General features: G+C 68.2%; 36 protein-coding genes. 27 read left to right on the top strand and 9 right to left on the bottom strand.

Annotated elements, in window-relative coordinates; all coding sequences use genetic code 11:
• The first annotated feature begins 24 nt into the window (after window positions 1-24).
• The 25 genes from DFJ69_RS28855 to DFJ69_RS28745 all read left to right on the top strand — a co-directional run bounded on the left by DFJ69_RS28855 (window position 25) and on the right by DFJ69_RS28745 (window position 13,941).
• Window positions 25-219 carry a hypothetical protein gene (locus DFJ69_RS28855; RefSeq protein WP_116025499.1) on the top strand — a complete coding sequence of 65 codons (195 nt, stop codon included), beginning with the start codon at window positions 25-27 and terminating at the stop codon, window positions 217-219.
• A gap of 25 nt (window positions 220-244) precedes the next feature.
• Window positions 245-385, top strand: coding sequence for a hypothetical protein (locus tag DFJ69_RS34570; RefSeq protein ID WP_170177823.1), 141 nt, complete (start codon window positions 245-247; stop codon window positions 383-385).
• A gap of 23 nt (window positions 386-408) precedes the next feature.
• Window positions 409-876: an NUDIX hydrolase gene (locus tag DFJ69_RS28850; protein WP_170177822.1), complete on the top strand. Its 468-nt coding sequence runs from the start codon at window positions 409-411 to the stop codon at window positions 874-876.
• Window positions 877-897: 21 nt separating this feature from the next.
• Window positions 898-1,038, top strand: coding sequence for a hypothetical protein (locus DFJ69_RS34565; protein ID WP_170177821.1), 141 nt, complete (start codon window positions 898-900; stop codon window positions 1,036-1,038).
• Window positions 1,039-1,221: 183 nt separating this feature from the next.
• Window positions 1,222-1,890: a DUF6919 domain-containing protein gene (locus DFJ69_RS28845; RefSeq protein WP_116025497.1), complete on the top strand. Its 669-nt coding sequence runs from the start codon at window positions 1,222-1,224 to the stop codon at window positions 1,888-1,890.
• Between the two features lie 117 nt (window positions 1,891-2,007).
• Window positions 2,008-2,367 (top strand): hypothetical protein, encoded by a 360-nt coding sequence (locus DFJ69_RS28840; protein ID WP_116025496.1) that lies wholly within the window; start codon window positions 2,008-2,010, stop codon window positions 2,365-2,367.
• A gap of 38 nt (window positions 2,368-2,405) precedes the next feature.
• The gene (locus DFJ69_RS28835) at window positions 2,406-3,068 is read left to right on the top strand and encodes an NUDIX domain-containing protein (protein WP_116025495.1); all 663 of its coding nucleotides are present in this window, start codon (window positions 2,406-2,408) and stop codon (window positions 3,066-3,068) included.
• 187 nt (window positions 3,069-3,255) lie between these two features.
• Window positions 3,256-3,498 carry a hypothetical protein gene (locus DFJ69_RS33890; protein ID WP_147312448.1) on the top strand — a complete coding sequence of 81 codons (243 nt, stop codon included), beginning with the start codon at window positions 3,256-3,258 and terminating at the stop codon, window positions 3,496-3,498.
• The gene (locus DFJ69_RS35800; RefSeq protein WP_147312447.1) at window positions 3,495-4,046 is read left to right on the top strand and encodes a hypothetical protein; all 552 of its coding nucleotides are present in this window, start codon (window positions 3,495-3,497) and stop codon (window positions 4,044-4,046) included. The genes DFJ69_RS33890 and DFJ69_RS35800 overlap by 4 nt, the downstream gene beginning before the upstream one ends.
• 43 nt (window positions 4,047-4,089) lie before the next feature.
• The gene (locus tag DFJ69_RS35795) at window positions 4,090-4,338 is read left to right on the top strand and encodes a hypothetical protein (protein WP_116025492.1); all 249 of its coding nucleotides are present in this window, start codon (window positions 4,090-4,092) and stop codon (window positions 4,336-4,338) included.
• 17 nt (window positions 4,339-4,355) lie between these two features.
• Window positions 4,356-4,586 (top strand): hypothetical protein, encoded by a 231-nt coding sequence (locus tag DFJ69_RS35790; protein ID WP_116025491.1) that lies wholly within the window; start codon window positions 4,356-4,358, stop codon window positions 4,584-4,586.
• Window positions 4,583-5,299: a PP2C family protein-serine/threonine phosphatase gene (locus tag DFJ69_RS35785; RefSeq protein ID WP_116025490.1), complete on the top strand. Its 717-nt coding sequence runs from the start codon at window positions 4,583-4,585 to the stop codon at window positions 5,297-5,299. Before DFJ69_RS35790 ends, DFJ69_RS35785 begins: the two co-directional genes overlap by 4 nt.
• A 149-nt stretch (window positions 5,300-5,448) precedes the next feature.
• Window positions 5,449-5,841 carry a RapZ C-terminal domain-containing protein gene (locus DFJ69_RS28805; RefSeq protein ID WP_116025489.1) on the top strand — a complete coding sequence of 131 codons (393 nt, stop codon included), beginning with the start codon at window positions 5,449-5,451 and terminating at the stop codon, window positions 5,839-5,841.
• A gap of 109 nt (window positions 5,842-5,950) precedes the next feature.
• On the top strand, window positions 5,951-6,712 hold the full coding sequence (locus DFJ69_RS28800; RefSeq protein WP_116025488.1) for a hypothetical protein: 762 nt from the start codon (window positions 5,951-5,953) through the stop codon (window positions 6,710-6,712).
• Window positions 6,709-7,365 (top strand): hypothetical protein, encoded by a 657-nt coding sequence (locus DFJ69_RS28795; RefSeq protein ID WP_116025487.1) that lies wholly within the window; start codon window positions 6,709-6,711, stop codon window positions 7,363-7,365. The genes DFJ69_RS28800 and DFJ69_RS28795 overlap by 4 nt, the downstream gene beginning before the upstream one ends.
• Window positions 7,366-7,367: 2 nt before the next feature.
• Window positions 7,368-7,667, top strand: a complete 300-nt coding sequence (locus DFJ69_RS28790; protein WP_116025486.1) for a hypothetical protein — start codon at window positions 7,368-7,370, stop codon at window positions 7,665-7,667.
• Entirely contained in the window at window positions 7,664-7,858 is a 195-nt protein-coding gene (locus DFJ69_RS28785) for a hypothetical protein (RefSeq protein ID WP_116025485.1), read from the top strand. Before DFJ69_RS28790 ends, DFJ69_RS28785 begins: the two co-directional genes overlap by 4 nt.
• A 93-nt stretch (window positions 7,859-7,951) precedes the next feature.
• Window positions 7,952-8,371, top strand: coding sequence for a hypothetical protein (locus DFJ69_RS28780; protein ID WP_116025484.1), 420 nt, complete (start codon window positions 7,952-7,954; stop codon window positions 8,369-8,371).
• A 170-nt stretch (window positions 8,372-8,541) separates the two neighbouring features.
• Window positions 8,542-9,555: a hypothetical protein gene (locus tag DFJ69_RS28775; protein WP_147312446.1), complete on the top strand. Its 1,014-nt coding sequence runs from the start codon at window positions 8,542-8,544 to the stop codon at window positions 9,553-9,555.
• Between the two features lie 54 nt (window positions 9,556-9,609).
• Entirely contained in the window at window positions 9,610-9,849 is a 240-nt protein-coding gene (locus DFJ69_RS28770; protein WP_116025482.1) for a hypothetical protein, read from the top strand.
• Window positions 9,850-9,965: 116 nt separating this feature from the next.
• Window positions 9,966-10,628 (top strand): hypothetical protein, encoded by a 663-nt coding sequence (locus DFJ69_RS28765; protein WP_147312445.1) that lies wholly within the window; start codon window positions 9,966-9,968, stop codon window positions 10,626-10,628.
• Window positions 10,629-10,630: 2 nt separating this feature from the next.
• Window positions 10,631-11,689, top strand: coding sequence for a hypothetical protein (locus DFJ69_RS28760; protein WP_116025480.1), 1,059 nt, complete (start codon window positions 10,631-10,633; stop codon window positions 11,687-11,689).
• Between the two features lie 61 nt (window positions 11,690-11,750).
• Entirely contained in the window at window positions 11,751-12,803 is a 1,053-nt protein-coding gene (locus DFJ69_RS28755) for a site-specific integrase (RefSeq protein WP_170177820.1), read from the top strand.
• Complete coding sequence (locus DFJ69_RS36535) at window positions 12,770-13,390, top strand: endonuclease domain-containing protein (RefSeq protein WP_425453391.1); 621 nt, start codon at window positions 12,770-12,772, stop codon at window positions 13,388-13,390. The genes DFJ69_RS28755 and DFJ69_RS36535 overlap by 34 nt, the downstream gene beginning before the upstream one ends.
• Window positions 13,387-13,941, top strand: coding sequence for an endonuclease domain-containing protein (locus DFJ69_RS28745; RefSeq protein WP_211328833.1), 555 nt, complete (start codon window positions 13,387-13,389; stop codon window positions 13,939-13,941). Before DFJ69_RS36535 ends, DFJ69_RS28745 begins: the two co-directional genes overlap by 4 nt.
• A 27-nt stretch (window positions 13,942-13,968) precedes the next feature.
• Here DFJ69_RS28745 and DFJ69_RS28740 read toward each other — a convergent pair whose 3' ends face one another.
• From DFJ69_RS28740 to DFJ69_RS28720, 5 genes are all read right to left on the bottom strand, one after another.
• The gene (locus DFJ69_RS28740; protein WP_116025477.1) at window positions 13,969-14,268 is read right to left on the bottom strand and encodes a hypothetical protein; all 300 of its coding nucleotides are present in this window, start codon (window positions 14,266-14,268) and stop codon (window positions 13,969-13,971) included.
• Window positions 14,269-14,329: 61 nt separating this feature from the next.
• Window positions 14,330-14,965, bottom strand: a complete 636-nt coding sequence (locus tag DFJ69_RS28735) for a hypothetical protein (RefSeq protein ID WP_116025476.1) — start codon at window positions 14,963-14,965, stop codon at window positions 14,330-14,332.
• A gap of 196 nt (window positions 14,966-15,161) precedes the next feature.
• Window positions 15,162-16,613, bottom strand: a complete 1,452-nt coding sequence (locus DFJ69_RS35780) for an ASCH domain-containing protein (RefSeq protein ID WP_245974621.1) — start codon at window positions 16,611-16,613, stop codon at window positions 15,162-15,164.
• 15 nt (window positions 16,614-16,628) lie between these two features.
• On the bottom strand, window positions 16,629-17,201 hold the full coding sequence (locus tag DFJ69_RS28725) for an AAA family ATPase (RefSeq protein ID WP_116025475.1): 573 nt from the start codon (window positions 17,199-17,201) through the stop codon (window positions 16,629-16,631).
• Window positions 17,198-18,007: a hypothetical protein gene (locus DFJ69_RS28720; protein ID WP_116025474.1), complete on the bottom strand. Its 810-nt coding sequence runs from the start codon at window positions 18,005-18,007 to the stop codon at window positions 17,198-17,200. Before DFJ69_RS28720 ends, DFJ69_RS28725 begins: the two co-directional genes overlap by 4 nt.
• Window positions 18,008-18,298: 291 nt before the next feature.
• On the opposite strand from DFJ69_RS28720, the gene DFJ69_RS28715 reads away from it, so the two are divergent.
• Complete coding sequence (locus DFJ69_RS28715; RefSeq protein WP_147312444.1) at window positions 18,299-18,592, top strand: hypothetical protein; 294 nt, start codon at window positions 18,299-18,301, stop codon at window positions 18,590-18,592.
• 60 nt (window positions 18,593-18,652) lie between these two features.
• The gene (locus DFJ69_RS28710) at window positions 18,653-19,438 is read left to right on the top strand and encodes an SAM-dependent methyltransferase (RefSeq protein ID WP_116025472.1); all 786 of its coding nucleotides are present in this window, start codon (window positions 18,653-18,655) and stop codon (window positions 19,436-19,438) included.
• A 7-nt stretch (window positions 19,439-19,445) separates the two neighbouring features.
• Here the strand turns inward: DFJ69_RS28710 and DFJ69_RS28705 are convergent, their stop codons facing one another.
• From DFJ69_RS28705 to DFJ69_RS28690, 4 genes are all read right to left on the bottom strand, one after another.
• A complete protein-coding gene (locus tag DFJ69_RS28705) occupies window positions 19,446-20,318 on the bottom strand; it encodes a helix-turn-helix domain-containing protein (protein WP_116025471.1) in 873 nt (290 codons plus the stop codon).
• 185 nt (window positions 20,319-20,503) lie between these two features.
• Window positions 20,504-20,950, bottom strand: coding sequence for a GntR family transcriptional regulator (locus DFJ69_RS28700; RefSeq protein WP_116025470.1), 447 nt, complete (start codon window positions 20,948-20,950; stop codon window positions 20,504-20,506).
• A gap of 140 nt (window positions 20,951-21,090) precedes the next feature.
• Window positions 21,091-21,285, bottom strand: a complete 195-nt coding sequence (locus tag DFJ69_RS28695; protein ID WP_116025469.1) for a DUF397 domain-containing protein — start codon at window positions 21,283-21,285, stop codon at window positions 21,091-21,093.
• A 24-nt stretch (window positions 21,286-21,309) separates the two neighbouring features.
• A complete protein-coding gene (locus DFJ69_RS28690) occupies window positions 21,310-22,149 on the bottom strand; it encodes a helix-turn-helix domain-containing protein (RefSeq protein ID WP_170177818.1) in 840 nt (279 codons plus the stop codon).
• Window positions 22,150-22,274 lie beyond the last annotated feature (125 nt).

The raw sequence follows: 22,274 nt of genomic DNA, 5'->3' as shown, positions 1-22,274 counted from the left end.
GCATCACCCGACCCGAAGGCGAACATGAACATCGATTACAACAACCTCCTCCCGTGCGGCAGCAAGTACACCGACCGGCGCGGCAGGCCATGCACCCACCTCAGTGTGTCGTACGTGATCGACGAGCCGCATGACGCCGACCACGTCTTCGTGAGCGTCACCTGCAACGACTGCACCGCGTCCGTCCACGAGAAGCGCTTCGACAAGCCCGCCAGTTGACCAAATCGGAGGCCCGTGAAATGCCATGGACGTCAAAGGCAAGACCCTCAAGTGCCAGAACAAGAAGTGCGGCAACACCGAAAGCAACTCCATCAGCTACATGGACGGCCAGCAGCTCACCTACAGCCGCATGAGATCCGGCACGACCACCACCATCCGCCTCTGACCCCTCGAATGGACCATCGCCGCATGCCCGACACCTGCAACCACACCAGCGTCGGCGTCATAGCCGAACGCAGCGGCCGCTACCTGCTGTTCCAGCGGAAGAAGTTCCCCATCGCGAAGGCCCCGTCCGCCGGTCACGTCGACGAACTCGACGGCATCCCGACCGGTAAGGGCCGCCGCGAGGAGAGCGTCTACCTCGACGCCGCCGTCCGCGAGTTGGAAGAGGAGACCGGCCTCCGCGTCCCCGCCCGCACCCTCCGCCTGGCCCTGACCACCACCGCCAAGAACCGGTGCCGCCGTTCCCCTGTCGACGGCGGCGACCACTGGCACCTGTGGCGGGTCTACCACGCCCTTATCCCGGCGGGCGCGGAGACTCGCGCCGCGCCCGCAGAGTCGGCCGACCTGGCCTGGTACACCCCGGCCGAGATCTCCGCCCTCACCGACCTCGAGCCGGTGTGGCGCGACTTCCTCACCGCGCTCCGCATCATCTGACCCGCGACTGGAGGCCACGAAATGTCCGTCAACGTCAAAGGCAAAGACCTCAAGTGCGAGGAGTGCGGCAACAACGAGCGCATCGCCATCAGCAGCATGGACAAAACGCACGCGACGTACACCTGCATGGACTGCGGCGAGACCGACACGATCCGCTTTTGACCCCGTAGTGGCTGGTGCCGCATCCTGCCGGCCCGCTGCCCCGTGGCGGGCCGGCTCACGGAACACCAAACCAAACCACCACCCGGAAGGCAGATCGTGACCACGTTCACCCCCGCGCAGCACCCACGAAGGAGACCCACCAATGCCTGACACCTGCAACCACACCAGCGACGGCAGGACCCGATGAGTCCCCGCCGCCGGGCGAGTGTCCTGCGCGAGCTGGTCATCGGCGTACCGCTCATGAAGCGATCCGAGCGGAAGCTGTGGGCCTCCGCCCAGAGCCTCACCGACCTCGCCGAACTGACCGCCCGGTGGCTGGCCGGCGAGCTGGAGCAGACCCCCGGCTACCTCGGCCCGCCCAACCTCGAGACGGCCGAGATCGCGCCGACGCTCATCAGGATCAACCGGGCCGGATTCCTCACCACCGCCTCGCAGCCCGGCGCCGACGAAGTGAACGCGCGAGGTCATTGGAGGCAGCGCGCCGCCGTCGAGATCGTCGCGTCGCCCGGTGAGCACGCCGACCTGCTGCTGACCGAAGCCCGCCGGGCCGGGCTCCAGGTCGTGGTGTTCGAGGGCGCCCCCCGCCGCGTCACCCAGACGGAGGTGCCTGTCACCACCCGCGACGGCGGCGGCGTCACGTCCTTCGGCGTGGGCCTCAGCCGCCGCGACGTCGCGACCTACCTGGTCGACGGGTGCTCGAAGGCCGCCACCCGCGACGTGGTCACCGGATGGCAGATCACGATCATCGACCCCGAATGGGGACCCACCGACACGCTGTGGCGGGTCCTGGACAAGGTCGCCGACCAGGTGACCGGCCAGCCGCAGAACCACCTGACCGGAGGTGCGGCATGAACGATGAGCACGAAGGTAGGCCCGCGCCCGGCGGCGCATTGCGGAGGACCCCGAGTACGCCATCGATGAACACAGGGCCCGGGCGCACACCAAGCACTCACAAGAGCCGGTGAAGCGATGACGGGCAGAACGCCGTCGATCGCCCACGGCATCGAGGTGATCACTGGACTCCTCGCCAACGGCGACATCCGCGCCGCCGAGGTGGTCTTCCACATCGCTGTCAAAGACCACGGCACCGACGCTGTACTCCCCGCTCTCGGCCGGTCCGTGAACCTGCCCCCGGGAACCGTCCTGTACGGCCCCGGCCGGGCCATCTGGCGAAACCCGCTCCGAGACGACTACGCCTGGCGGTGCGGGGCCTGCCCGTGGACCGGCAACAACTACCGCACGGCCCAAGCCGCGCGGAACGCGGCAGGAACGCACGCGGCCGAGCACCCGGAACACCCCACGGTCACTCACATCCAATCCCGGTCCTGACGGCGCATCGCAACCGCAGGCCCCGACTCGGAGAACTCATGCCCCGGACCTACACCCACCCAGACGTCTACGACAAGGGGGTCCGCGAAGGCTGGGCCGAAGCCGAAACCGACCCCACCCGCATCGACTGGCCCACCCGCCAAGCGCGAGCCGCCATCCCCTTCCCTGTGATCAACGGGCGCCCCGTCAACCCCTGCGAACGCACCCGCGTCCGGTTCGGCCGCAACGAACTGGGCCACTGGGGTGAACAGCTTTGCGCAGACGCCCTCGTGTCCGCCGAGCACGACGGCCGCCGCCGAATCGTCATGGTGGAGCGCGCCGACGGGCACGGCTGGGCGCTCCCCGGAGGGTACGTCGACCTAGGGGAGACACCCTTGCAGGCCGCCCGGCGGGAACTCACCGAAGAGGCCGGGCTGTCCGTACCCACCAAGGCATGGCGGGCGACCCGCCCCCGATACGTCCCCGACCCCCGCGCCTCGGACGAGGCATGGATGGTCACCGTCCTCTGCGTCGCGGACCTCGGCGCGCAGAGGCGTCTCCCGGCGGTGGCCGCCGGAGACGACGCCGCCCGGGCCGCATGGATCCCGGCCGACGACTACCCGACCCTGGCCTCCCACCTCGCCGACACGTTCGGTGGCCGCGTGTTCGCCGCGCACGTCGACATGCTCAGGCGCGCCACGGCGTGCGGACGCGTCCCGTGAACAGACACAGCGAGCAGGAGCAGCCCGAGCAGGAGCTCCTGCGCGCCGGTCGTGAACACGACGCCCGCGCAGCCCATGACGCACGCAAGGCCAACGAACGCGCAATCCGCCGCGCGAAGGCCCTCAAGAGAACAGCCGAGACACCCAGTCCCTGACGGCAACGTCAGCAGCGGAGAGGAACCACGCCGTGTCCAAGAAGAGCGATGAGTATTTCGCCCGCAGGACCGCCGAGAGCATCGGCAAGAAGGTCAGGAACCTCGACGGCAGCATGACGGGCGTGATCGTCTCCGGCGACTTCAAGGCCGGGCGGTGGGACGTCCAGCACGAAGACGGCAGGGTCACGACTCACAACGGCCCGGATCTGTTCACCGTGGGCGACGACGGATGCCCCGGCTGCCGGTACTGCTCGAGCCGACGGTGCATCCGATGACCGACAGCCCACGCGACCGGGTGGCCACCTACCTGGCCCGCCAGCGAGCCCTGTACGTCCCGTCCGTTATCACCGAGGCGGGCGAGCTCCTGGCCGACCTCCTGGCCGTCGCCGAACGGCACGGCGTCCCACCAACGGCGGAAGCCGCCGGGTGGCTGGTGACGGCCGCCGCCGAATCGGTGTCGGAACGGCACGGGCGCCGCCCAGAGCCCGAGCGCACCGCCGCACAGGCCCGCCCCCTCATCGACGCCCTGACCTCCGAGTGCGTCCGCCGCGGGCTGACGACCGCACCCGCCCGTCACGGCGGCGGCTGGGACGTCGCCGTCGAGCCCGTGCCCGGTGGCCGCACATGGGGGCCCGCGCGTACCGGGCTGGTGGTGCGGATCTACGCAGACGCCGACTGGCACGTGATGGTCGACCAGCGCCGCACTCGCACCTTCACCATTTACGCGCCCGCCACCCCGGCCGGCGCAATCGAGGTCGCCGCCCTGCTCGACGACATCATGCGCGGCCACGCCACCAACCCATTCGCAGACCGACCGATCTGAGCAAGGACCACAATGAGGAATACCCCCGTAGAAGGGATCCGGAATGGCTAGGCGCTACTACCGGCTGCGTGTCCCCAATCCCTACGACGACAGGACCACCGCGGTCACCGTCCGCCAGGGCGGCGGGTACCCCGACGTCTACATCTCCGTCGGCGCAGGCAGCAGCCGGTTCGGGATGGGAATGGACGAAGCGTGGGCGCTGTGGCGCTGCCTGGGCGCCGCGCTCCGCAACTCTCAGCGGAACAACACCCCGCCGGACTGGCTCACCGAGCCCAACGCATCCGACGTATGACGCCAGGAGCGCCCACGATGACCAGCCCCAGCCGGCACGAGCCGTTCGTCCGGCCCGTCAACGTCCGGCTCTCCGGCGACGACGCCACCGTTCGGTTCATCACCCAGTTGTTGACCGACAACCTCCCAGCCCTGTCCGGCGGCCGGATCCAGGCGGGTCACGTCTCCCGTCCCTACCCCAACCGCTCCGATCCCGGCAGCCGCGTCTACCTCGACCTCTACGTCCGAGACGAGCAGGAGGCCACGTGAGCGTCCGAGACCGCGTCGTCACCGCGACCGCGTCCCGCCGGGGCGTCCGCACCCACAACTGCGACGCCGCCGCCACGTTCACCGCCGCCGACGGCACCACCACGGCGGCCGTGGTCGAGGGCATCGGCAACGACCCCCAGATCGCCGACATGTCCCACGTACTCGCCGAGGTGATCGCCCGGACCGCCGCCCGCCGGGGCGTCTTGGCCGCGCTGCTGACCGCCGGCGAAGTCGTCGCCGACCCCGGCGTCGACGGTGACACCCCGGACGCCGTCGCGGTCGTCGCCGTCGTCAAGGCCGGGGAGGAGACCCGCATCGGCTGGTGCGGCGACAGCCGGGTCTACGGGTTCGATGGGCAGCGGGTACGGCAGTACTCCACCGACGCGACCGTCGGGGAACAGCTCCGGCGCAACGGCGTCGCTCTGGACGTCGCCGCCGCCCATGACAACTGGCTGCGCACCTGCCTGTCGCAGGCGACCATCGCAACGGCCTTCACCGCCTACGTCCCGCCGGACGAACTGGTGCTGCTGTGCACCGACGGCGTGGTCGACGGGCTTCCCGATGGGGTCCTGGAGGACCTGATCGGCGAGTACGCCGACGACCCGAAGGCCCTCGCCGAGGCCCTGGTGGCCGCCACCGAACCCGACGCGGACGGTTACCGCGACGACGCCACCGTGGTCGTCCTAACGACGGGCCCGACCAGCCGAGGATGACCGATCGGTCACCTGAAGAGGAGACGGGAAACCACTTCCCGACCCTCGGCCCGGCGGCAAGGCTCTGAGTAGTGCCCCGGCCGGTCTTCCGCACCGGCCGGGGCCGCACCCCACACCAAACCTGGGACCAGCTCTGAGGAGCACCAACCATGGAACACCGCAACGTCCCAGCCGTCCGAATCGTGTCGTTCGGCTACCTCCACGGCGACCCGCCCCCCGCCCACGTGACCCTCGACCTGCGCGTCCACTTCCGCGACCCCCACATCAGCCCCAAGCTCCGGTACATGACCGCAGAAGACTTCGATGTGCGGGATGCGGTCCGCCGGACCCCGGGCATCTGGGCCCTGATCGAGTCCACCTGCGATCTCGCTAACGCCTACCTCGCAGGCCCCGGCAGCGCCGTGCTGACGATCGCCGTGGGGTGCTCGGGAGGCCGACACCGCGCCCCAACCGTGGCCGGCTCGCTCGCCGAGTCCCTGCGCCGTGACCACGACGTCGAGCACCAGGACCGTGACCTCTCCAAGGACGTCGTAGAGCGCTAGCCACGCGAACGCCCCCGCATCCAAGCCGACCAGGAGGCCGATCCCGACCGCTCGGTGACCACAGCCCTGCACGATCTTCGACGACTCAACCCGACCGTAGGAGAGCGCAATGAGCGACGACCCACACCTCACCAAATACGACAAGCTGTGCCGCGAGGTGTACGGCGACGCACGTATGGCGCCCGGCACCCGCGAAGTCGTCCTCGCGATGGGCTGGGTGATGTTCCGTCACCCCGACCGGCCGCAAGGCGGCCCGTTCTGGCAGCATGTACGCCGCGTCCTCGGCCGCAACCGGTACGGGAAGCCCCGCGTCTGGGACCTCATCGCCGCCGACGCGCCCCGCTACGAACAGCCCGGCGGCCACCACCTGACGGGCCCCTGCGAAGGGCCACGCCACCGCCCCTACAAGCCCCGCCCCGCACCCCGAGCGACCGCGACCGGCCTCCGAGAGGCCCAGACGATCGTTCACGTCCCGCCCGCCGGCGCTCCCGCCCCTTACGACCCCACCGACGGCGGCCGGGTCTGCGGCGCCAGCGGCTCCATCCGCGTCACCGAAGCCGACATGGTCACGGGCTGGACCCGCACCCACTGGTTCTGCCGACGCCACCACGACCGCGCCCGCCAGGTCCAAGCCCAGTACGACGCCCTCGGCGACCCGCCCCCACCGATCCCCAACATCGGCGGGTTGTTGCCGTGCTACTTCACCGCGGATTGGGAGACGGTGTACGCCGAAGCAGTCCGACGCACCATGGGCGCCCCGTACACCTGGGAGCGGCCCTACCACGGGCTGGCCGCCGACGAGTGGCCCGTCCCGGGGCGGCAGCCGATCCCACGGCGACCCAGACTCTCGATCATCACGGGAGCGCCATGACCCCGGACCACGCACTCGCCCTCGAGGCCCTCGCCGTCGACGCCGCGAACCTCTCCAGCGCCAAGGTGGCCGCGCCGCTCACCAAAGCGACCATCTACTACAAGCCCGACACCGAGGAAGCCGCGCGAAGAGAGGCCACCGGCCTGACCGCCGTGACGCGCCTTGATTGGCTCGACCGCCTCATGAACCTCCCCATCGGTCTCCCAGTGCCCGGCGACGACCTCACCAAGTACGACCGCCGCGACTTCCTGCGGCTGCCGCCCGGCCGCGTCGACTTGACCCTCGACGGCGTCGTCCGCCGCATCACCCGCCCCCTGGACGTCAAGCTCGCAGTCGTCACAGGCCGGCAGTGGCGGCCAGGTCTCACCCGCGCCAGCCGCTACGCCTCGTACTGCCCTCGTGCCCTCGTCCTCACCGGCTCCCCGAAGGATCTCCACGACGCGGCCGTGACCGCCGACCTGTACGGCATCGGTCTGGTCATCAACGCCTGCTGCGAGCCGGAGCTCGTCGTCGCACCGGCACCGTTCGAGCAGTACCGGCACACACCGGCCGGGTGGGCGTTCCTTGAGGAAGTCCACCGGCAGGCCGTCAAAGGCGAGAACTGTGGGACCGTGACCGCACAAAAGGGCACCACTGGCAGAGGAGGGGAGTGACAGTGGGAAGACAGATCATCCGGCAGCCGGACGGCCGGTACGCGGTGTTCAGCACGGAGACCGACACGATCACCAGGTGGGATGCCATGGAAGACGAACTGGTCGAGGTGTTCGCCGGGTGGGCGGCCGAGCAGGCCCGTAAGAGCGTTCGAGAGGCCCTCGCACATGTCGCCGCCGGCCGGCCGGAGCGCGTCTACGGACGGCCCCGCACCATGACGTGGGAGAAGGCGCTGAGCAAGGACCGGGAGCGCGGCGGCGAAGCGTGGCGGGATTTCACCGCCGAGGGGGACACGAAGCGATGACAGCGCCCTTCAGACAGTGGGCCGCCCGCGTAGACGGTGAGAACATCTTCGACATCACCGGCCCCGACGCCGAGGCGATGGCCCGCACCGCAGCTCAGACGCACAACGGCGTGGTCGTATACCGCGACTACGAAGGCCCCACGGAGAACCGGCCATACAGCGTCTGGGGGCCTTGGAACGAGGCGGTATGACCAACGAGCCGGCCGTCTGGCGATCTCGTAGGGATTGAGAAAGCCCCGGAAGCGCAAACCGGCGTCCGACCTGCGGAAATGGGAGAATCGAGCATGGCCGACGACCTCAGCCGCGCCCGCGAACGCCGCGAGCGGCACCGTTCTACCGCGCCAGCAGGCACCTTCGGAGTCGGGACCAGGCGGCAGATGCAGATCGCCAAGGTCATGGACAAGGTCCGCCAAGCCGAACGACGCCACGGGCCGCCCACACCCGAACGCATCACCATCGCCTTGGACATCTGTGGCCTATACGGGCCCGAGGTCGATGAGACGCTCGGCGGCCAGGAGCCCATGGTGGACGAGTGGGAGACAGGCGAACGGATCCCGACCGATGAGCAGTTGCAGGCACTGGCGTTGCTCACGGGCTTTCCCATCAACTTCTTCTATCTGCCGCCGCCCGACCCCCTGACGGGAGTGCTGCTCTGTAGCGAGGACGGCTGCGAGCCGCTGGGCGAGACGCCCAGCTCGCCATGAGCGCCAGCAGGGGATCTCAGCCCCGAAGCCCTGCTGGGCCTGCGTATGGTCCCGTGGCGCTCAAACGCGGAGACAGCGGCGATGACGAGCCGGAATGACGTTCCGAACGATCAAAAGCCGGTTGCGCGATACGGATGCGGCGGCAGCAAGCTCCCGCCAGGATGGATAGCATGACCACCCCCCAGCAATGCCTCAACCAGCTCACGATGAAGCGCTTGGCATTCATCCGCTTCCTGCACCAGCAGGGCGTTGACCAGTCCCGACTGCCGGAGCCAGTCAACTTCACCAGCGTCCTATCGTTCCACGACTCAGTGGAGCACTTCCTCATCTTGGCTGGCGAGCACCTCGGCGCGGCACTGTCCGACCACATCAAGTTCCTGCAGTACTGGGGCGAACTCGGCACCAAGAAGTTGGGGTCGGGCGGCGTTGACCTGTCCGGCAAGGTCGCCATGGACCGACTCAATCGGCTGAGGAATGCGTTCAAGCACGTCGGTTCACTCCCGGGGGACGCTGCCGTCGAGCAGTGCCGCGGTGATGTGGCCGCGTTCTTCGAGGAGAACACTCCGAAGGTGTTCGGCATCGCCTACGACGAGATCAACCTGGCCAGCCTGATCCCGCAGGATGAGACACGCACCCTCGTCAACGAGGCGACATCAGAGTGGGGCTCCGGTAGACACACCCACGCCATGAGCCTTCTCCGGGACGCGTACTCTGTGCTGTTCAGCGGCAGCCCGTGGTCCGATAGACCCAAGGACTCACCGCTGGCATTCGGCCCCCGGATCCGGCACGTGATGAATAAGAAGAAGACAGCGGCCGTCCTGTACCAGCCAGACCACCAAAAGCGTCGCGGTGTACCGCCCAGGGGGGCAGAGGCGCTTGGTGAACAGATCGCTGCGACGACCAACAGTGTGGTCGAACTCCAGGCCGCGATGCAGGTCGTGGCGATCGGGATCGACTACCACAAGTACCACCGATTCCAGATGCTGACGCCGGGGGTCTTCTACTCACTGGCAGGCACTCGGGAGGTACATGACATCCCCGAGTACGCACCCACCCGCGAGCACTTCGACTACTGCCGCCAGTTTGTGATCACGGTGGCCCTCAGACTCGCGGAGGTCGAGGCCCATGTACCGCCGCCTCCGTGGCGAACGCAGCGCGGCGCTGCAGACGGAGCCGTGGAGTAGTCCGAGTAGTTGCACGCACGGGTAGAACAGCACCGCGACCCACTGGAGACGAGCATGACCGGCAACCCCCGCCACGGCAGCCCCAGGATCACCCGAAACGAGCAGTGGGGCTTCGACAAGTACGAGTGGCCCAGCGGCCTCGCTCTGTTCCTCTACGACGACGGCCGCGTCAAGCTCGAGCGCCTCGACTCGGCGGTCGCGGTCGAGAGCGTCAACACCTACAGCAGCGGCAAGGAACGCGGCAGCGCCCACGTCGTGGCCCGGTTCAACGACAACGGTGAGAGCCCAGGATGAAGTAGCCCGGCCGGCCTCTGCCGACCGGAAACCCGGAAGTATCCCCCCATGGCGGCGCAGTGGGCCTTATGGTCATGGTCCTGACACCGCCAAGATCATGCATGCGGGGTATCCATATGGGCGTTGACGCAGGAAACCTGCTGCTCGCGGCTCTCACTCTCCTCCTCTCCACGACCTTCACGTTCTGGTTCACGCGCCAACAGACCAACATGGCGATCGACCAGGCTGTCACCGCTCAGGAGTCCGCCAACACGGCACAGCGCCAGCTCGCACTCTCAGAACAGGCCCACCGGGAACAGGCGGAACCCTACGTGGTGGTCGACATCCGCCCAGCCGACCTAGTGAGCAGCATCTTCATCCTGGTGATTGAGAACATTGGGCCAACCGTCGCGCGCAACGTACGAATCACCTTCGACCCTCCGCTCGAACGATGCGCAGAGTCCCACCCGAACATGTTCAAGATCCGGGACTCGCTCCCCATGCAGCAAGGCATCCCTGCGATGCCGCCCGGCCGCCGCATCGAGTGGTTCTTCGACTCAACCCAGACGCGCCTTCAATCCGATCTACCCACGGCGTATGAGGCCACCGTGGAGGCCGAGGGGCCCTTCGGTCGTGTTGAGCCCCTGACGTACCGAGTCGACCTGGCCATGTACCGCAGCATCGAGACGCTAAGCGTCAAGACCACTCACGATGGGGTGAAGGTGTTGGACAAGCTCTCGAACTCGGTCGAGAAGATCGCCTCAGCGCTTGGGAGCCAGCGCACGAAGGAAGACCGGTAGCCGTGCCTCCGCAGGTACCCGGCGCCGAAGCCGAGGCGGAGTTCCGCGAACGGCTCATCAAACGCGATGAGGCAAGGCTCTGGCATCACCGGTCCCTCCTCTACGACATCGCCGTCAAGGAGGAGTTCGCCGCCCTGCGAAGGTGGGCGAGGCAGGAGTTGGCGCTGCTCAGCAAGGACCAGCGCCATCAGTTGGCGGGCAAGCTCTGGCGGGAACGCGACCACTACTCCGCAATCTACGAACTCGCGGCGGGCGAGGCCCTAAGGACCGCGGGTCTGACGCCCGTCTACGAGCAGCGGTGGGGCAAGCTCTCGCCGGACTGGAGCGTCTACGGCAACGGCGGCGGTCTCGTCTGCCTCGTTGAGGTCCACACCGACCAGTCGCCCCGCGAGGTCGACGATCAGATCCGCGGCTGGCGGAGCTTCGGTGACCGGTTCAACAGCATTGCCAGCCCGTTCGTCTTCATGGTCGCCGAGGACTCTCCTTGGGAACCGCCATCCGCCGGCGATGGGAAGCGCATCGTGCAGGAGATGCGCGAGTCCCTGTTCCGGATCAACATGACCGGGCGGTTCCAGTCCTGCGGGTACGCCTTCGTCGTCATGACCGACGGCAGCGGCCGGCCTGTGCGAGGGCGTGGTCTGCGCGCCGAGTTGGCGTGGCCGACGCCGATCGCCGGGCGGGTCAGCGCGGAGAAGATGGCCCGCAAGGTGAACGACAAGGTCAGTCGCTACCGGCAACTCGCCGACGACCTCAACGTGCCCTTGATCGTCGCCGTGGGCGCGGAGCCGTTCACCGGCGTCACCCTCGACGTCGTGGACGACTTGATCGCCGGGAGGGGAACCATCGTCATTCAGTTCAACGGGTCAGACCTCACGCGGGGTGTCTCGGGAGGAACCCTCGACCTCGGCCGGTCCGCGCGCTGGGAGATGCCTCCCAACCTGGCCGGGCTCGTGTGGCTCCAACGCGACTTCCCGTTCAGCGCGACGGCAAGGCCGAACACCGGGGGGCGGAGGCCGATGCCGGACGCTCTCGCGGGAATGGGGAACGCGGCGGAGGAGTGAGCGGTGGGCGTGCGGCGTGTCGTCGCCTTTTCACGCCTGACTCACCATAAGCTTCATTCTCGTGAGTCAGAACAGGGTTGTCGAAGTCGTCCCCACCCGCTCCAGCCCCACCCTCCACGCACCCGATCGAGCCCTGTCCGCGGCGGCACGGACCGCTGTCGCGGCCGGCGTCCCGGACTCAACCCGCGCCGCCTACAGCAATGACTTCACCAAGTTCAAGAACTGGTGCGAGGCCAACGACCGCAGCCCGCTCCCAGCCACCGCCGAGACACTCACCGAGTACGCCGCGCATCTCGCCTACCGCGATGAGCCCAAGCCCCTCTCCCCCGGCTCCATCGAACGCGTTCGGTCCGCGATCCGCAGCGCCCACCGCGCAGCCGGCCTCGAACCGCCCGACTCCATCGGCCTGGCGAAGGTCGTCAAGGGCTACCGGGCGCGGCTCGCCGAAAGCAGGGACCCTCGGGCCAAGCCCAGAAAGGCCACAGCCGCGACCAAGGACACACTGACGCAGGTAATCGCGGGGTTTGACCTCGCCACCCCGGCCGGCGTCCGAGACGCCGCCATCTGGCTACTTGGGTTCTCGTTCGCCGGGCGCCGCTCAGAGATCGCCTCCCTGGACATCGAGGACGCCGTCGAGACCGACGAGGGCCTCACCATCAAGGTCTACCGCAAGAAGGGTCAGCGGTTCGACGAGATCGCGGTCCCCTTCGCAGAGAACCCCGCGCTGTGCCCCGTCCTAGCCGTCATGCGATGGAAGGCGTGCCTGGCGAACCACGGACGTACCTCCGGCGCGCTGTTCGTCCGCATCAACCGACACGGACACATCGGACCCAACATCACCAGAGACGGCCGACCCATTGGGGATCCCACAGGCCGGATGACTGCACAGGCGATCAGCCAGGTCATCACGCGCAGCGCAGGGAGGAAGGCGCTCACGGGCCGGTGGTCTGGCCACTCGGTCCGCCGGGGCTTCGCCACCGAGGCGCGGAAAGCGGGCCACGACCGGATCCGCATCGCCCGGCAAGGCGGCTGGTCGGACAACTCCACTGCGCTCGCCGGCTACATGGAGGACGCCGACAGGTGGACAGACAACGCGCTCAAGGGGGTCCTGTGAACGGCTCTCCGGAAACCGGACGAGCAGCCCACCTCTGCACACGGACGACGCTCCAGGGCAACCCATGCGCTGGCTACCGCGTCCATTGGTACCCGAGACACCTCCCCGATCCCAAGGCGTGCACAGGCCATCTCACCCGCACTGAACGGCAGGCATTCGAGGACGACAAGCTTCGACGCGGCGAGGCGGCACTACCGCTGCAGCTCGCACGTGGGCTCTTCCTGAACGGACATCCTGCCTGCTGGTCTTGGCCTCCACTGGGCTATGAGCTCGACGAGGAGTGGGGAACCACCCCTCTGTGGGGCTGGCAGGCTGGCCGCTGTGCAATCTGCGGACGCAAGACTGTCCTGGTCACTGACCACGACCACAGAACCGGACTCATCCGCGGTGGCTTGTGCTCAAGGTGCAACACCGCCGAGGGCCTGAGCAACGCCCCCGTGTTTGTCCGCTACCGCGACAGGAACCCGGCATCCGTACTGGGTATCAGACAGCGGTACTGGGATCCGATCGAGAAGGCGTATGCCCAGCCCGCTCCCCCACCGGGCGATCCATGGAAGAACAACCCGATGAAGGGAATCGGCCTGTGACCAGCCCCAAGCCCAACTCGATTGCGCCTCGGATGCTGCTCGCATCCCAGCCTCCGACAGCCGAGGAAGCGGAAGAAGCCCGTCGCACCTACTGGAACCGCGACCCTGCTTGCTGGTCCTGGGCTGCTCCGGAGACGCGCACCTACAAGGACGAGGATTCCGCTGGGCTGTTCCTCTCCTGGTGGAACCGCGAGTGCGCGGTATGCGGCGTTCCCGGCAGACTTGTCGTTGACCACGACCACAAGACAGGGCTGATCCGAGGGCGGCTATGCGGAAGCTGCAACAGCCTTGAAGGGCACGCCAGCGACGACTATGGCGTCTTCCGCAAGTACCGTGAGCGTCCTCCTGCCGTGATCCTCGGGATCCGAGCGCAGTACTACAACCCATGGACTGGCTATGCCGAGCCAGAACCTGAACTAAGCGACGAGGCAGCCGCCGAGCAGCGAGCCGCACGCAAAGCCGCGGTGGAGCGCCTGGCGCATCGGCTGCCTTCACCCGAAGACCTCCACGGCGACGACTCGACCCGCCTCACATCGGACGTCCCCGAGTAGGGAGTCCCGACCGGCCCGGGGCCTGGTTCATCCTTCGAGGACCATGCCGACCTCGTAGTAGTCGTCGCCGCCCTCTTCCGCCTTGAACTTGAACCAGCTAGCGAGGATCACCGACCCGCCCAAGCTGTCGGCCACCCAGTCCGCCGCCCGCTGCAGCGCCTCCGCCTCTGTGTCGCCGGCGAACGTCACCACCGGCTGGAGGGTCAGCATGAGGTGGTCGGCGGGCTTGGTTCGGTCTCGGAGTTCGGCGAGGGTTGCGGCGTGAGGCACGTTGTAGAACAGGCCGTGGCCGTTGTCGAGTTCCAGGTCGGTCAGCTTGATTCCCATGCCGAGCACCGTAGAGTCCGGGTGGCGCTACAACCGGCGATTCCGAAACCTGCGTTGCCGCTTACGTTGCGTGCTCCGTCTGCGGGCCCGATAGGCCATCGGCCGGGATCTCGTAGAGCAGGTGCCACGGGTCGAACGGTTCCCGGCTGCCCGTGATGGACACGCGGATCGTCGCTTGCTGCTCTTCCCGCCACTGCTCGGGCGTTGTGCTCATCCAATGCCCGGGCTGGGTGGGACGCAGCGCCAGCAGGGCCCAGTTGTCTCCCTCGACCCGGGAGAAGCTTTGGGGCCTGGTCTCACGGTTGTTGACGACCTGCTCGCTTGCCGTGCTGACGAACTCCCATGGCCCCCACACGAACAGCTCCGCCTCGTCCATCGTGACATCGGGGGGCAAGCCTTGCCCCCAGTGATCCCTCTCGGCCTCGTTCAGGATCCGGATCGTGACCTCGTCGAGGTGGTCGAGCCCGGGAGGGCCGATGAGGTCCACCCTGAGGTTCGCGCGGCGAGGCGTCCCGTACCGGTCGGCCTCCAAGGTGATGCGGAACTCTGGGGTGAGTTCGCCGTGGCGTCGTTCGATCTCGATGCCGGTCATCGCCATCGACGCGGATGTGGCGCGTTTCGCCGCGAGCCATGCGCCCCAGGCGGCGACCGCCGAAAAGCCAGCCGCGGCCACGTTGAGGTTCTCGGACCAACCCATAGCGGATCACCGTAGCGGGGCGGTGATGCCGCACATAGGGGAATCGTCGCAGCAGGTGAACGGCTACCGTGGTTCGAAGGCGCTGCCGTCTGCCAGGGGAAACCGTGGCACCCGTCGATACGGCACAAGGCGGCAGCGCCTTAAACAGGCTGAAGACCCCGGCGACCACCCCGCTGGACGGCCGCCGGGGCCGCCGTCAGACGGCGTGGTCGAGTAGCTCGATCTCGATGGCCAAGACCCCTAGAGCTTCCTTCTCCGGCCCGTAGATACGGCGGATGTTGGCGAGCTGCTGCTCGCGGGGGCTGTCGGGATTGACCCTCGCGGGCCCCTCGCTGTCGAGCATCTCCTCGAACGAGGAGTACCGGGCGACGCGTCTCACCTGGGTGAGGGCGTCGTCACGGCCGCACACGAAACGGATGTGGTCACCGACCTTGAGGTTCCGCAGGTTGGGGTACTGGACGCGGACCTCGATCGTCTTACGGCCGGACGCGACGAGGTCGAAGTAGCGGCGATACAGGTTCATCTCGCGGGCGCGGACACCCGTCGTGGTCGCGGGACGTGCGGTCATGATCCTGTCCAGCTCCTGTGTGGTGTACGAGCGGTAGAGGTGTTTGGGGTCGGCGAGCATCTTCCCGACGAGCCACACCATGGCGTCGACGTAGTCGTCGATGCTGCCGGGCCATTCGGTGACGTCGAGCATCCACGGGTGTGTGCCCGGCGGCGGCGCCACCTTCCCCTCCCGGATGAGGGACTTGGACAGCTTGGCGCCCGTGTCGGTGAGGACCATCGGTGTGAAGATCCGTGGCGGCGGGACCGGGCCGGGGAGCTGAGCGAACGCCTCGTCGACCAGTTGGCAGCCGTAGGCCCAGTCGCCGCCCTTGACCATCACCGACAGGGTGACGTGGTCGCGGGCGGCCATCCGCTCCTTGACGAGGTTCCGGTACAGGGTGGCCAGGTCCAGGTAGGCGCCGGTGTCGGCGGTCACGGCGATGTCGTAGTCGCCGTGGTCGGTGCACACCGCCGTGAAGTCCGCGCCGCCGGACCCCGTGCGCTGCAGCCTCGTCCGCTCGGCGCGTTTCTCGGCCCATCCGCACTCCGGGCAGGGCAGCCGCAGGTGGACCTGCCCGTGCGAGGGTGCCAGAGGCCACCGGATCTGGTCGAGCCAGCCGAGCGTCGCGAGGAACTCGTGGCGGAACGCCGGGTCGGTCTGCTGAGCCGTGTACGTCTCGATCTCGTAGTCGACGCCGGTCGCGTCGGCGAGGGAGTCGAACATCCCCCGGTAGTACTTGCCGAGGAGGTCATCGACGCCGTCCGCGCCGAGGGCGTGGAAGTAGGTGGTCTGGTAGGCGTGGTGGGTTTCGGGGTCGAGGCGGATGTCGTAGGGGGCGTTGTCGAGGGCCCCGAACCGGACGACGGTGTCGACGCCGAAGGCGCGTTTCGTCTGCTTGGCGAGGAGGAACGCCGCCGTCTGCACCAGCGACGTCCCCAGGTGCGGGGCGCCGTTGATCTGTGTGCCGACGCAGAACGCGACCCGGTCCGGGTTGGTGGCCTGTAGGCGGGGCCGGACCATGTCGATGCTTCGAAGCATCGCGTTGGCCAGCACGTTGTTCGGGCTGATGATCTCCACGCTGTCACTGCGGCCGTTCATCACGGCACCCTTCGGTCAGGTCGTCGGCACGGGGAGTTGGGCGAGGATGAACTCCACCCGGCGGGCGGGCTCGTCGGCGGGAACGAAGATCGGCCGGTATCCGGCGTCGTAGTAGCCCTGGACGATCAGTTCGTGGACGCGGCGGATCTCGCGTTCCTTGGCCCACACCAGGTCGTCCTCGGAGTCGAAGTCGTCCAGCGCGTCGAGGACGAACACGGCGTCGTACCGGTAGACGCGGGACGCCTCCTCCAGCTCGGGGTAGGGGCTGAGGCCGAAGAACGCGTCCCACCCGTACCCGTCCGGGATGCCCCGGTTGTAGAACCGCAGGCCAGCCGTGTGGTCGCAGAACTCGGCGACGAACGCCTGCAGCACGTCACGGGAGTAGGCGCGCCGGTCACCGACCTGCAGATGCCGGCCGAGCCGGTCGCGGTGCCTGCGGTAGATCTCCCTCGCCGGTTCGCCCTCGGTGGCGGGGATCCCCCGGGCGTGCAGCTCGGCGACGACGGCTTCCTTCCCGGCGGACGGGCCCCCGGTGATCACGTACCGGCGGGGCGAGGTGGACGGATTCAGTAGTTGGTCGAGGCTCATGATGTGACTTCCTCTTCGGGGCCGCCGCCCTGTCGGTGGGGGCGGCCGGTCAACGACCGACGCCAGGCATGGACGGTCGCCGCGCCGCGTTCGGTCTCGGTCAGCCGGGTCATGAAGTGGGTGAGGCCCTGGGTGGGGTCGGCGACCTCGGCCAGGAGGAGTTCTTCGCCGGGGGTGAGGGCGGGGGTCCAGCCGGCGTACGCGGCGATCTCGTCGGGGCCGAGTTCGGTGGCCGCGTGGAGCATCACCGCCCCGTAGGCGGAGCGGTAGCGGGCGACGGCGACCAGGACGAGCGCGTGCCTCCACAGCGCCGCGTCGGCGGCGGCCGACAGCGCGTCGTCGTCTGCGGTCATGCTGACCATGCGCGCGACGGTCAGGAGCTCGGCGCGCAGCAGGTACACCGCCCCCCACAGCCCGGCGAGGGTGTGCTGATGTTCAGCGGCCTCCCACGCGAACACGTCGGCCGGGAGGGCGAGGGGCCCGGTCGCGGCGTGGAGCTCCGGCGCGGACGCGTGCCGCGTCGAGAAGGTTTCGCTGTCGCGGAGGAGTTGCCAGGCGACCAGTTCCACGACCTTCGGTTCGATCCTCTTGCGGAAGTGATGCACCTCGTAGCCGGAGGACTTCGCGGCGGCTTCCCTCCTCGCAGTCAGGGTCGCCCCGGACGTCGTGGTCTCGGCGCCGAACAGGAGCCGGGCCGCCGGGGCCAACTCCGCGTTCTCGAGTCGGTCGAGTTGCTCACGGAGCAGCCCGTCGAGTGCTCGGGCGCGGCTCTCTGGGTCGTCGGGGTGAAGGGCCCGCGCTTTCACTCCGCGAAGGGCCAGCAGGCAGGGCCCGCAATGTCCGGCGCGGACGGGTAGGCCGCCGCGTAGGAGTTCCCGGATCTCCCCCGGCAGTGCGTCTGGGACAGACGCTGGTGGACTCGTCATGGGAGCAGTGTCCCAGAAATGCCCACAGGACGCCCAGTTTCATACCCACAAAATCCCCAGCATCGCGCCGTTCCCGGTCCGAGGCCCGGCGCCCTCCCTAAGGTTTTCTAGGGCCGTCTAGCCCGCACCCGAACGTCTCATGCGCACGACGCTCCCCCTACGGTGGTGTCCGTGACCGACCTCGACATCCCCGCCGACCTGGTCCGTTTGCAGCGAGCGTTCCTCGACCTGGACGCCCGCTGCGAGGAGATCGGGCGCGGATTCCCGCAGGCCGTCGACATCGCCGCCGGGCTCACCGAGCCGCAAGCCGAGCACGTCGCCGCCCTCGCCGAAGCCCGCGCGGAGCGCCTCGAGGCGGCGGTCCTGCTCGGGCAGCACCAATGGTGGGCAACGATCGTCCCCGGCGGCCGTCACGACGCGAAGGTCGCGCTGCTGTGGGAAGCGCGTGCTGGATCGGCGACCTGACGCGGTCACCCGCCACCACAACCACTGTCGACGCTGTCATGCGTGTGTCAAGATCCGGTGATGCGCGACACCCCACCCCCCGGTATCGACACCACCGTCCCCTCCCCCGCCCGTCTTTACGACTACGTCCTCGGCGGCCGGGAGAACTACGCCGTCGACCGCCAGTTCGCAGAGAAGCTCCTCGCTCAAGCACCCGAGCTGCGGCAGACCGCCCTGTACAACCGGGCGTTTCTCCGTAGGGCCGTCACGCTCCTCGCAGATCAGGGCGTCGACCAGTTCCTCGACATCGGGTCCGGGCTCCCCACCGTCGAGAACACCCACGAGGTCGCGCAGCGCGTCAACCCGGACGCGCGGATCGTGTACGTCGACAATGACCCGTCCGTGGTCGTGCACGCGCGGGCACTGATGGAGGGGCAGGGGTCCGTGGAGTTCGTGCGCGGCGACGCCCGCGACGTGCCCGGCATCCTCAACGCGCCGGGCACGCGGAGCCTGATCGATTTCGAACGCCCAGTGGCGGCGCTGCTGGTCGCGGTCCTGCACTTCGTCGCCGATGAGGAGGACCCGGCCCGGATCGTCGCGGACCTCGCCGGGGCGTGTCCTCCGGGCAGCCACGTGGTCTTGGCGCACGCGACGACGGAGGACTGCGACCCGCGGCTCCAGGCGCACATCGAGGAGAGCTACGCCAATTCCCCCACCACGACGCTGCGTCTAAGGAGCCGGTCTGCGATCGAGGTGATGTTGACGAAGGTGGAGCCGGGGCTGGTTCAAGCGCACCAGTGGCGTGTCGCGGAGCCGCCCGACGGCGGACCGTTGCGTGTTCTGGCAGGCGTCGCCCGCGTCGACTGACCGGCGGCTACGTCCGGCGGTGGAGGTCGGCCAGGCGCGCCGCGATCAGCGACAGCGACGCCGACCGCGACAGCGCGGCCTCCTTAAGCCGACCGAACCTGCGGATCATCCGGTCAACTCCGTCGGCATCCTCGATCCAGAACTCCCCGGCGGGCGTCTCGGTGAAGGCGATCTCAGGGTCGGTGACGGACCGACGGAACGTGATGATCGTGAACCCGCCGTCGATGCCGGGATGCGCGCCCACTGCCAGAGGCAGGACCTGGACGGTGACGTGATCGACCTGCGCGACTTTGTGCAGATGAGTGATCTGCTCGACCATCGTGGCGGTGTCGCCTACGGTGCGGTGTAGAACGGACTCGTCGAGGATCGCCCATACGGCAGTCGGCCGCGGCCGGTTCAGAAGGGTGTGCTGGCGTTCCTCGGTCAGCGCCACGAGGTCCGCCACGGTCTCGGGCGGCAGCTCCGGGTCACGTGCGGCGACGAGCGCCCGCGAGTACTGGGGGGTCCGAAGGAGCCCGGGCAGGAAACCCTGCTCCCACGTCCGTATGACGGCGGCCTCAGCTTCTAGACCGATGTAGGTCTGGTATCCCTGGCTGGCGCGGTACCCGGTCCACCAGCCCCGCTGACGCGCCTCACGCGCCAGCCGGAGCAACTCAGCCCGACGATCCGGGTCGGTGACGCCGTACACGTCCAGGAGGACCTCGACGTCGAGGAGTTTCGGCTGCCGCCACTCCCTAGCTTCGATGCGGGTGACCTTGTTGGGTGTCCACCCGGCGGCCTTGGCCGCCTCGGACCGGGTGAGCCCTGCGGCTTCACGGAGCCTGGCCAGCTCGAGCGACAGGGTCCGCAGTCGCGCCGTGGGGCTGAGCGGGTCCGGCACGCCTGCTCCTCACCGTCGGGTAGGTGATCCACTGCCGTCAGACTCCCACGCGCTGGTTGGAAATTCCAGATTCGAGGGTATTGCCAAACTCACTCTTCTGGGCGACGGTAGGTGTCCATAGCGGGACAGGCAGCTAACCGGTGCAGGTCCCGCGCCCGTTCTTTGAGAACTGCATAGCGAAACGATCAGTGCGAGTCGCGGGGAGTCTCGTCGCCCTCGCCGTTGACGAGCTCGACCTCAAAGGCGGGCAAGACCTGCTCCTCGCCGCCGACAACGATCACGATCACGGGCTCCCCCTCCCCCAGGCCCAGGCGCTCGCTCTCCTCTGCGGTCGCGCGGCGCACGAAGGCGCGACCTTTTCGGGGTAGTTTCGCCACGGCGCGCCTCCGATCTGGTCGGACACGGGACCCTCGGCCCTTCTCCGTGACGAGTAGACCCTCCGAGCGGAGCAGCGCCATCGCGTTGCGAATCGTGTTGACGCCGACGCCGTAGATGTGGCCGAGGCGTTCCTCTCCGGGTAGTCGCTCGTCCGGGGAGAGGCCGCCATCGGCGATCTGCTCCCGTATGTCGTCGGCGACCTGTTTGTAGACAGGTCGGTCGATGTCGTGGTCGACGGGCCGCCCTTGACGCATGCGGCGACCGTAGGGACGTCTCCTCGGGAGGAAACCTCTGGGTATATACCCAGAGGTTGATGTCGGGACACGGCGCGGTATGCGGACCCGCCTGCTGGGCTAACAGCCCGAGATGCGGCTGGGCCCAGCAGGGGCTCAACTCACTCGTCGAACCCGCCGGCCTTCACGCGGCGGGAGAAGTCTCGCCAAGCGCCGGTCGTGACTTGGATCGTGCCACGCTCAGGGGCCTTGCTGTCGCGGACGAGCATCAGAGCAGCGGCGACGATGGCGATCTCGACGCAGTTGTTACCGCTTCCGCTGTGGCTGGACTTGCGCCAACGGTCCTGTGCCGGCATGTGGGGGGAAGCTCCTCGCGGTGGTCAGGCCGGTGCCCGTGCGGCGAGGAACTCCAAGGTTTCGTCGGGGGTCATCGCCGCACCGGACACGTTTGAGAAGGCAAGCCTAAGCTTAGCTAGCTGGTCTGCGCTCTCCGCGTACCACTCTCCGAGAATGCCTTCGGAGTGACCGACGTCCAAACCACGGTCCTGCGGGAAACCGAAGATCGTGAAGGGACCCTCGAAACCGGCGTGGACACGAGCCGAGAGCGGCACGATCTGCAGCGTCACGGTGGAGCGGTCGGCGGCTTCCCGGAGCGCGTGCACCTGCTTGCGCATGATGTCCGGGTCTCCGATGTCGCGGTCGAGGACGGCCTCATCGATCAGGTAGTGGATGCGCGGGGGGCTGCTCCTCTCGAGGACGGCCTGACGTGCGAGACGTGCGGCGACACGCCTGTCGAGGTCGGAGCCGGTGACGTTCAGGAGCCCGGCGATGATGGCCCGGGCATAGTCCGCCGTCTGGAACAGGCCCGGGACGAGCGCGTTCTCGAACCCGAAGATCTCGGGCGCCTGGTCCTCCAACATGATGAACTGCCCGCAGAAGGCATCGCCGTACGCGGTCCACCAGCCGCGCTGCCAAGCGTCCTGGTTGAGGTGCAGCAGGGCCTCGAGGCGGTTCGCGTCCAGCCCGTACATCTGCAGGAGCGCCCGAACGTCGTCGTCGGTCGGCTGGGTCGAGGGTTGCTCGATCCGGCTCATCTTGTTTTTGTCCCAGCTCATGCGCCGTGCCGCCTCCGCTTGTGAGAGGCCGGTCCGCTCCCGGATACGGCGCAGCTCGAGGGCGAGGACGCGGCCTCGGAGGGTCGGCGTGTAGACGGCTGCCATATGACAGATGGTCCCGCAAACCATGTTCCACCGACCGACCGGTGACCGGATACGGTCACGGCGATCGTGGGAGTCCCACGCTAATCATGGGCGTCCCACGGCATGATGGACGCAGGTACCCGAAC

It is taken from the genome of Thermomonospora umbrina (genome assembly GCF_003386555.1).
Taxonomy (GTDB): Bacteria; Actinomycetota; Actinomycetes; order Streptosporangiales; family Streptosporangiaceae; genus Thermomonospora; species Thermomonospora umbrina.
The sequence above is the reverse complement of the archived record's forward strand: the minus strand, read 5'-3'. Positions and strand labels throughout refer to the sequence as shown.

Excerpts from the sequence above, each read along its gene's own strand:
- DFJ69_RS28785 (WP_116025485.1), top strand. The coding sequence starts at position 7,664 with ATGACAGCGCCCTTCAGACAGTGGGCCGCCCGCGTAGACGGTGAGAAC.
- DFJ69_RS28690 (WP_170177818.1), bottom strand. The coding sequence starts at position 22,149 with ATGGCAGCCGTCTACACGCCGACCCTCCGAGGCCGCGTCCTCGCCCTC.
- DFJ69_RS28835 (WP_116025495.1), top strand. The coding sequence starts at position 2,406 with ATGCCCCGGACCTACACCCACCCAGACGTCTACGACAAGGGGGTCCGC.
- DFJ69_RS28800 (WP_116025488.1), top strand. The coding sequence starts at position 5,951 with ATGAGCGACGACCCACACCTCACCAAATACGACAAGCTGTGCCGCGAG.
- DFJ69_RS28710 (WP_116025472.1), top strand. The coding sequence starts at position 18,653 with ATGCGCGACACCCCACCCCCCGGTATCGACACCACCGTCCCCTCCCCC.
- DFJ69_RS28845 (WP_116025497.1), top strand. The coding sequence starts at position 1,222 with ATGAGTCCCCGCCGCCGGGCGAGTGTCCTGCGCGAGCTGGTCATCGGC.
- DFJ69_RS35780 (WP_245974621.1), bottom strand. The coding sequence starts at position 16,613 with ATGAACGGCCGCAGTGACAGCGTGGAGATCATCAGCCCGAACAACGTG.
- DFJ69_RS28850 (WP_170177822.1), top strand. The coding sequence starts at position 409 with ATGCCCGACACCTGCAACCACACCAGCGTCGGCGTCATAGCCGAACGC.
- DFJ69_RS28775 (WP_147312446.1), top strand. The coding sequence starts at position 8,542 with ATGACCACCCCCCAGCAATGCCTCAACCAGCTCACGATGAAGCGCTTG.
- DFJ69_RS28765 (WP_147312445.1), top strand. The coding sequence starts at position 9,966 with ATGGGCGTTGACGCAGGAAACCTGCTGCTCGCGGCTCTCACTCTCCTC.
- DFJ69_RS34565 (WP_170177821.1), top strand. The coding sequence starts at position 898 with ATGTCCGTCAACGTCAAAGGCAAAGACCTCAAGTGCGAGGAGTGCGGC.
- DFJ69_RS35790 (WP_116025491.1), top strand. The coding sequence starts at position 4,356 with ATGACCAGCCCCAGCCGGCACGAGCCGTTCGTCCGGCCCGTCAACGTC.
- DFJ69_RS28855 (WP_116025499.1), top strand. The coding sequence starts at position 25 with ATGAACATCGATTACAACAACCTCCTCCCGTGCGGCAGCAAGTACACC.
- DFJ69_RS35795 (WP_116025492.1), top strand. The coding sequence starts at position 4,090 with ATGGCTAGGCGCTACTACCGGCTGCGTGTCCCCAATCCCTACGACGAC.
- DFJ69_RS28700 (WP_116025470.1), bottom strand. The coding sequence starts at position 20,950 with ATGCGTCAAGGGCGGCCCGTCGACCACGACATCGACCGACCTGTCTAC.
- DFJ69_RS28795 (WP_116025487.1), top strand. The coding sequence starts at position 6,709 with ATGACCCCGGACCACGCACTCGCCCTCGAGGCCCTCGCCGTCGACGCC.
- DFJ69_RS28735 (WP_116025476.1), bottom strand. The coding sequence starts at position 14,965 with ATGGGTTGGTCCGAGAACCTCAACGTGGCCGCGGCTGGCTTTTCGGCG.
- DFJ69_RS28780 (WP_116025484.1), top strand. The coding sequence starts at position 7,952 with ATGGCCGACGACCTCAGCCGCGCCCGCGAACGCCGCGAGCGGCACCGT.
- DFJ69_RS28770 (WP_116025482.1), top strand. The coding sequence starts at position 9,610 with ATGACCGGCAACCCCCGCCACGGCAGCCCCAGGATCACCCGAAACGAG.
- DFJ69_RS28695 (WP_116025469.1), bottom strand. The coding sequence starts at position 21,285 with ATGCCGGCACAGGACCGTTGGCGCAAGTCCAGCCACAGCGGAAGCGGT.
- DFJ69_RS35800 (WP_147312447.1), top strand. The coding sequence starts at position 3,495 with ATGACCGACAGCCCACGCGACCGGGTGGCCACCTACCTGGCCCGCCAG.
- DFJ69_RS28840 (WP_116025496.1), top strand. The coding sequence starts at position 2,008 with ATGACGGGCAGAACGCCGTCGATCGCCCACGGCATCGAGGTGATCACT.
- DFJ69_RS34570 (WP_170177823.1), top strand. The coding sequence starts at position 245 with ATGGACGTCAAAGGCAAGACCCTCAAGTGCCAGAACAAGAAGTGCGGC.
- DFJ69_RS28740 (WP_116025477.1), bottom strand. The coding sequence starts at position 14,268 with ATGGGAATCAAGCTGACCGACCTGGAACTCGACAACGGCCACGGCCTG.
- DFJ69_RS28805 (WP_116025489.1), top strand. The coding sequence starts at position 5,449 with ATGGAACACCGCAACGTCCCAGCCGTCCGAATCGTGTCGTTCGGCTAC.
- DFJ69_RS28725 (WP_116025475.1), bottom strand. The coding sequence starts at position 17,201 with ATGAGCCTCGACCAACTACTGAATCCGTCCACCTCGCCCCGCCGGTAC.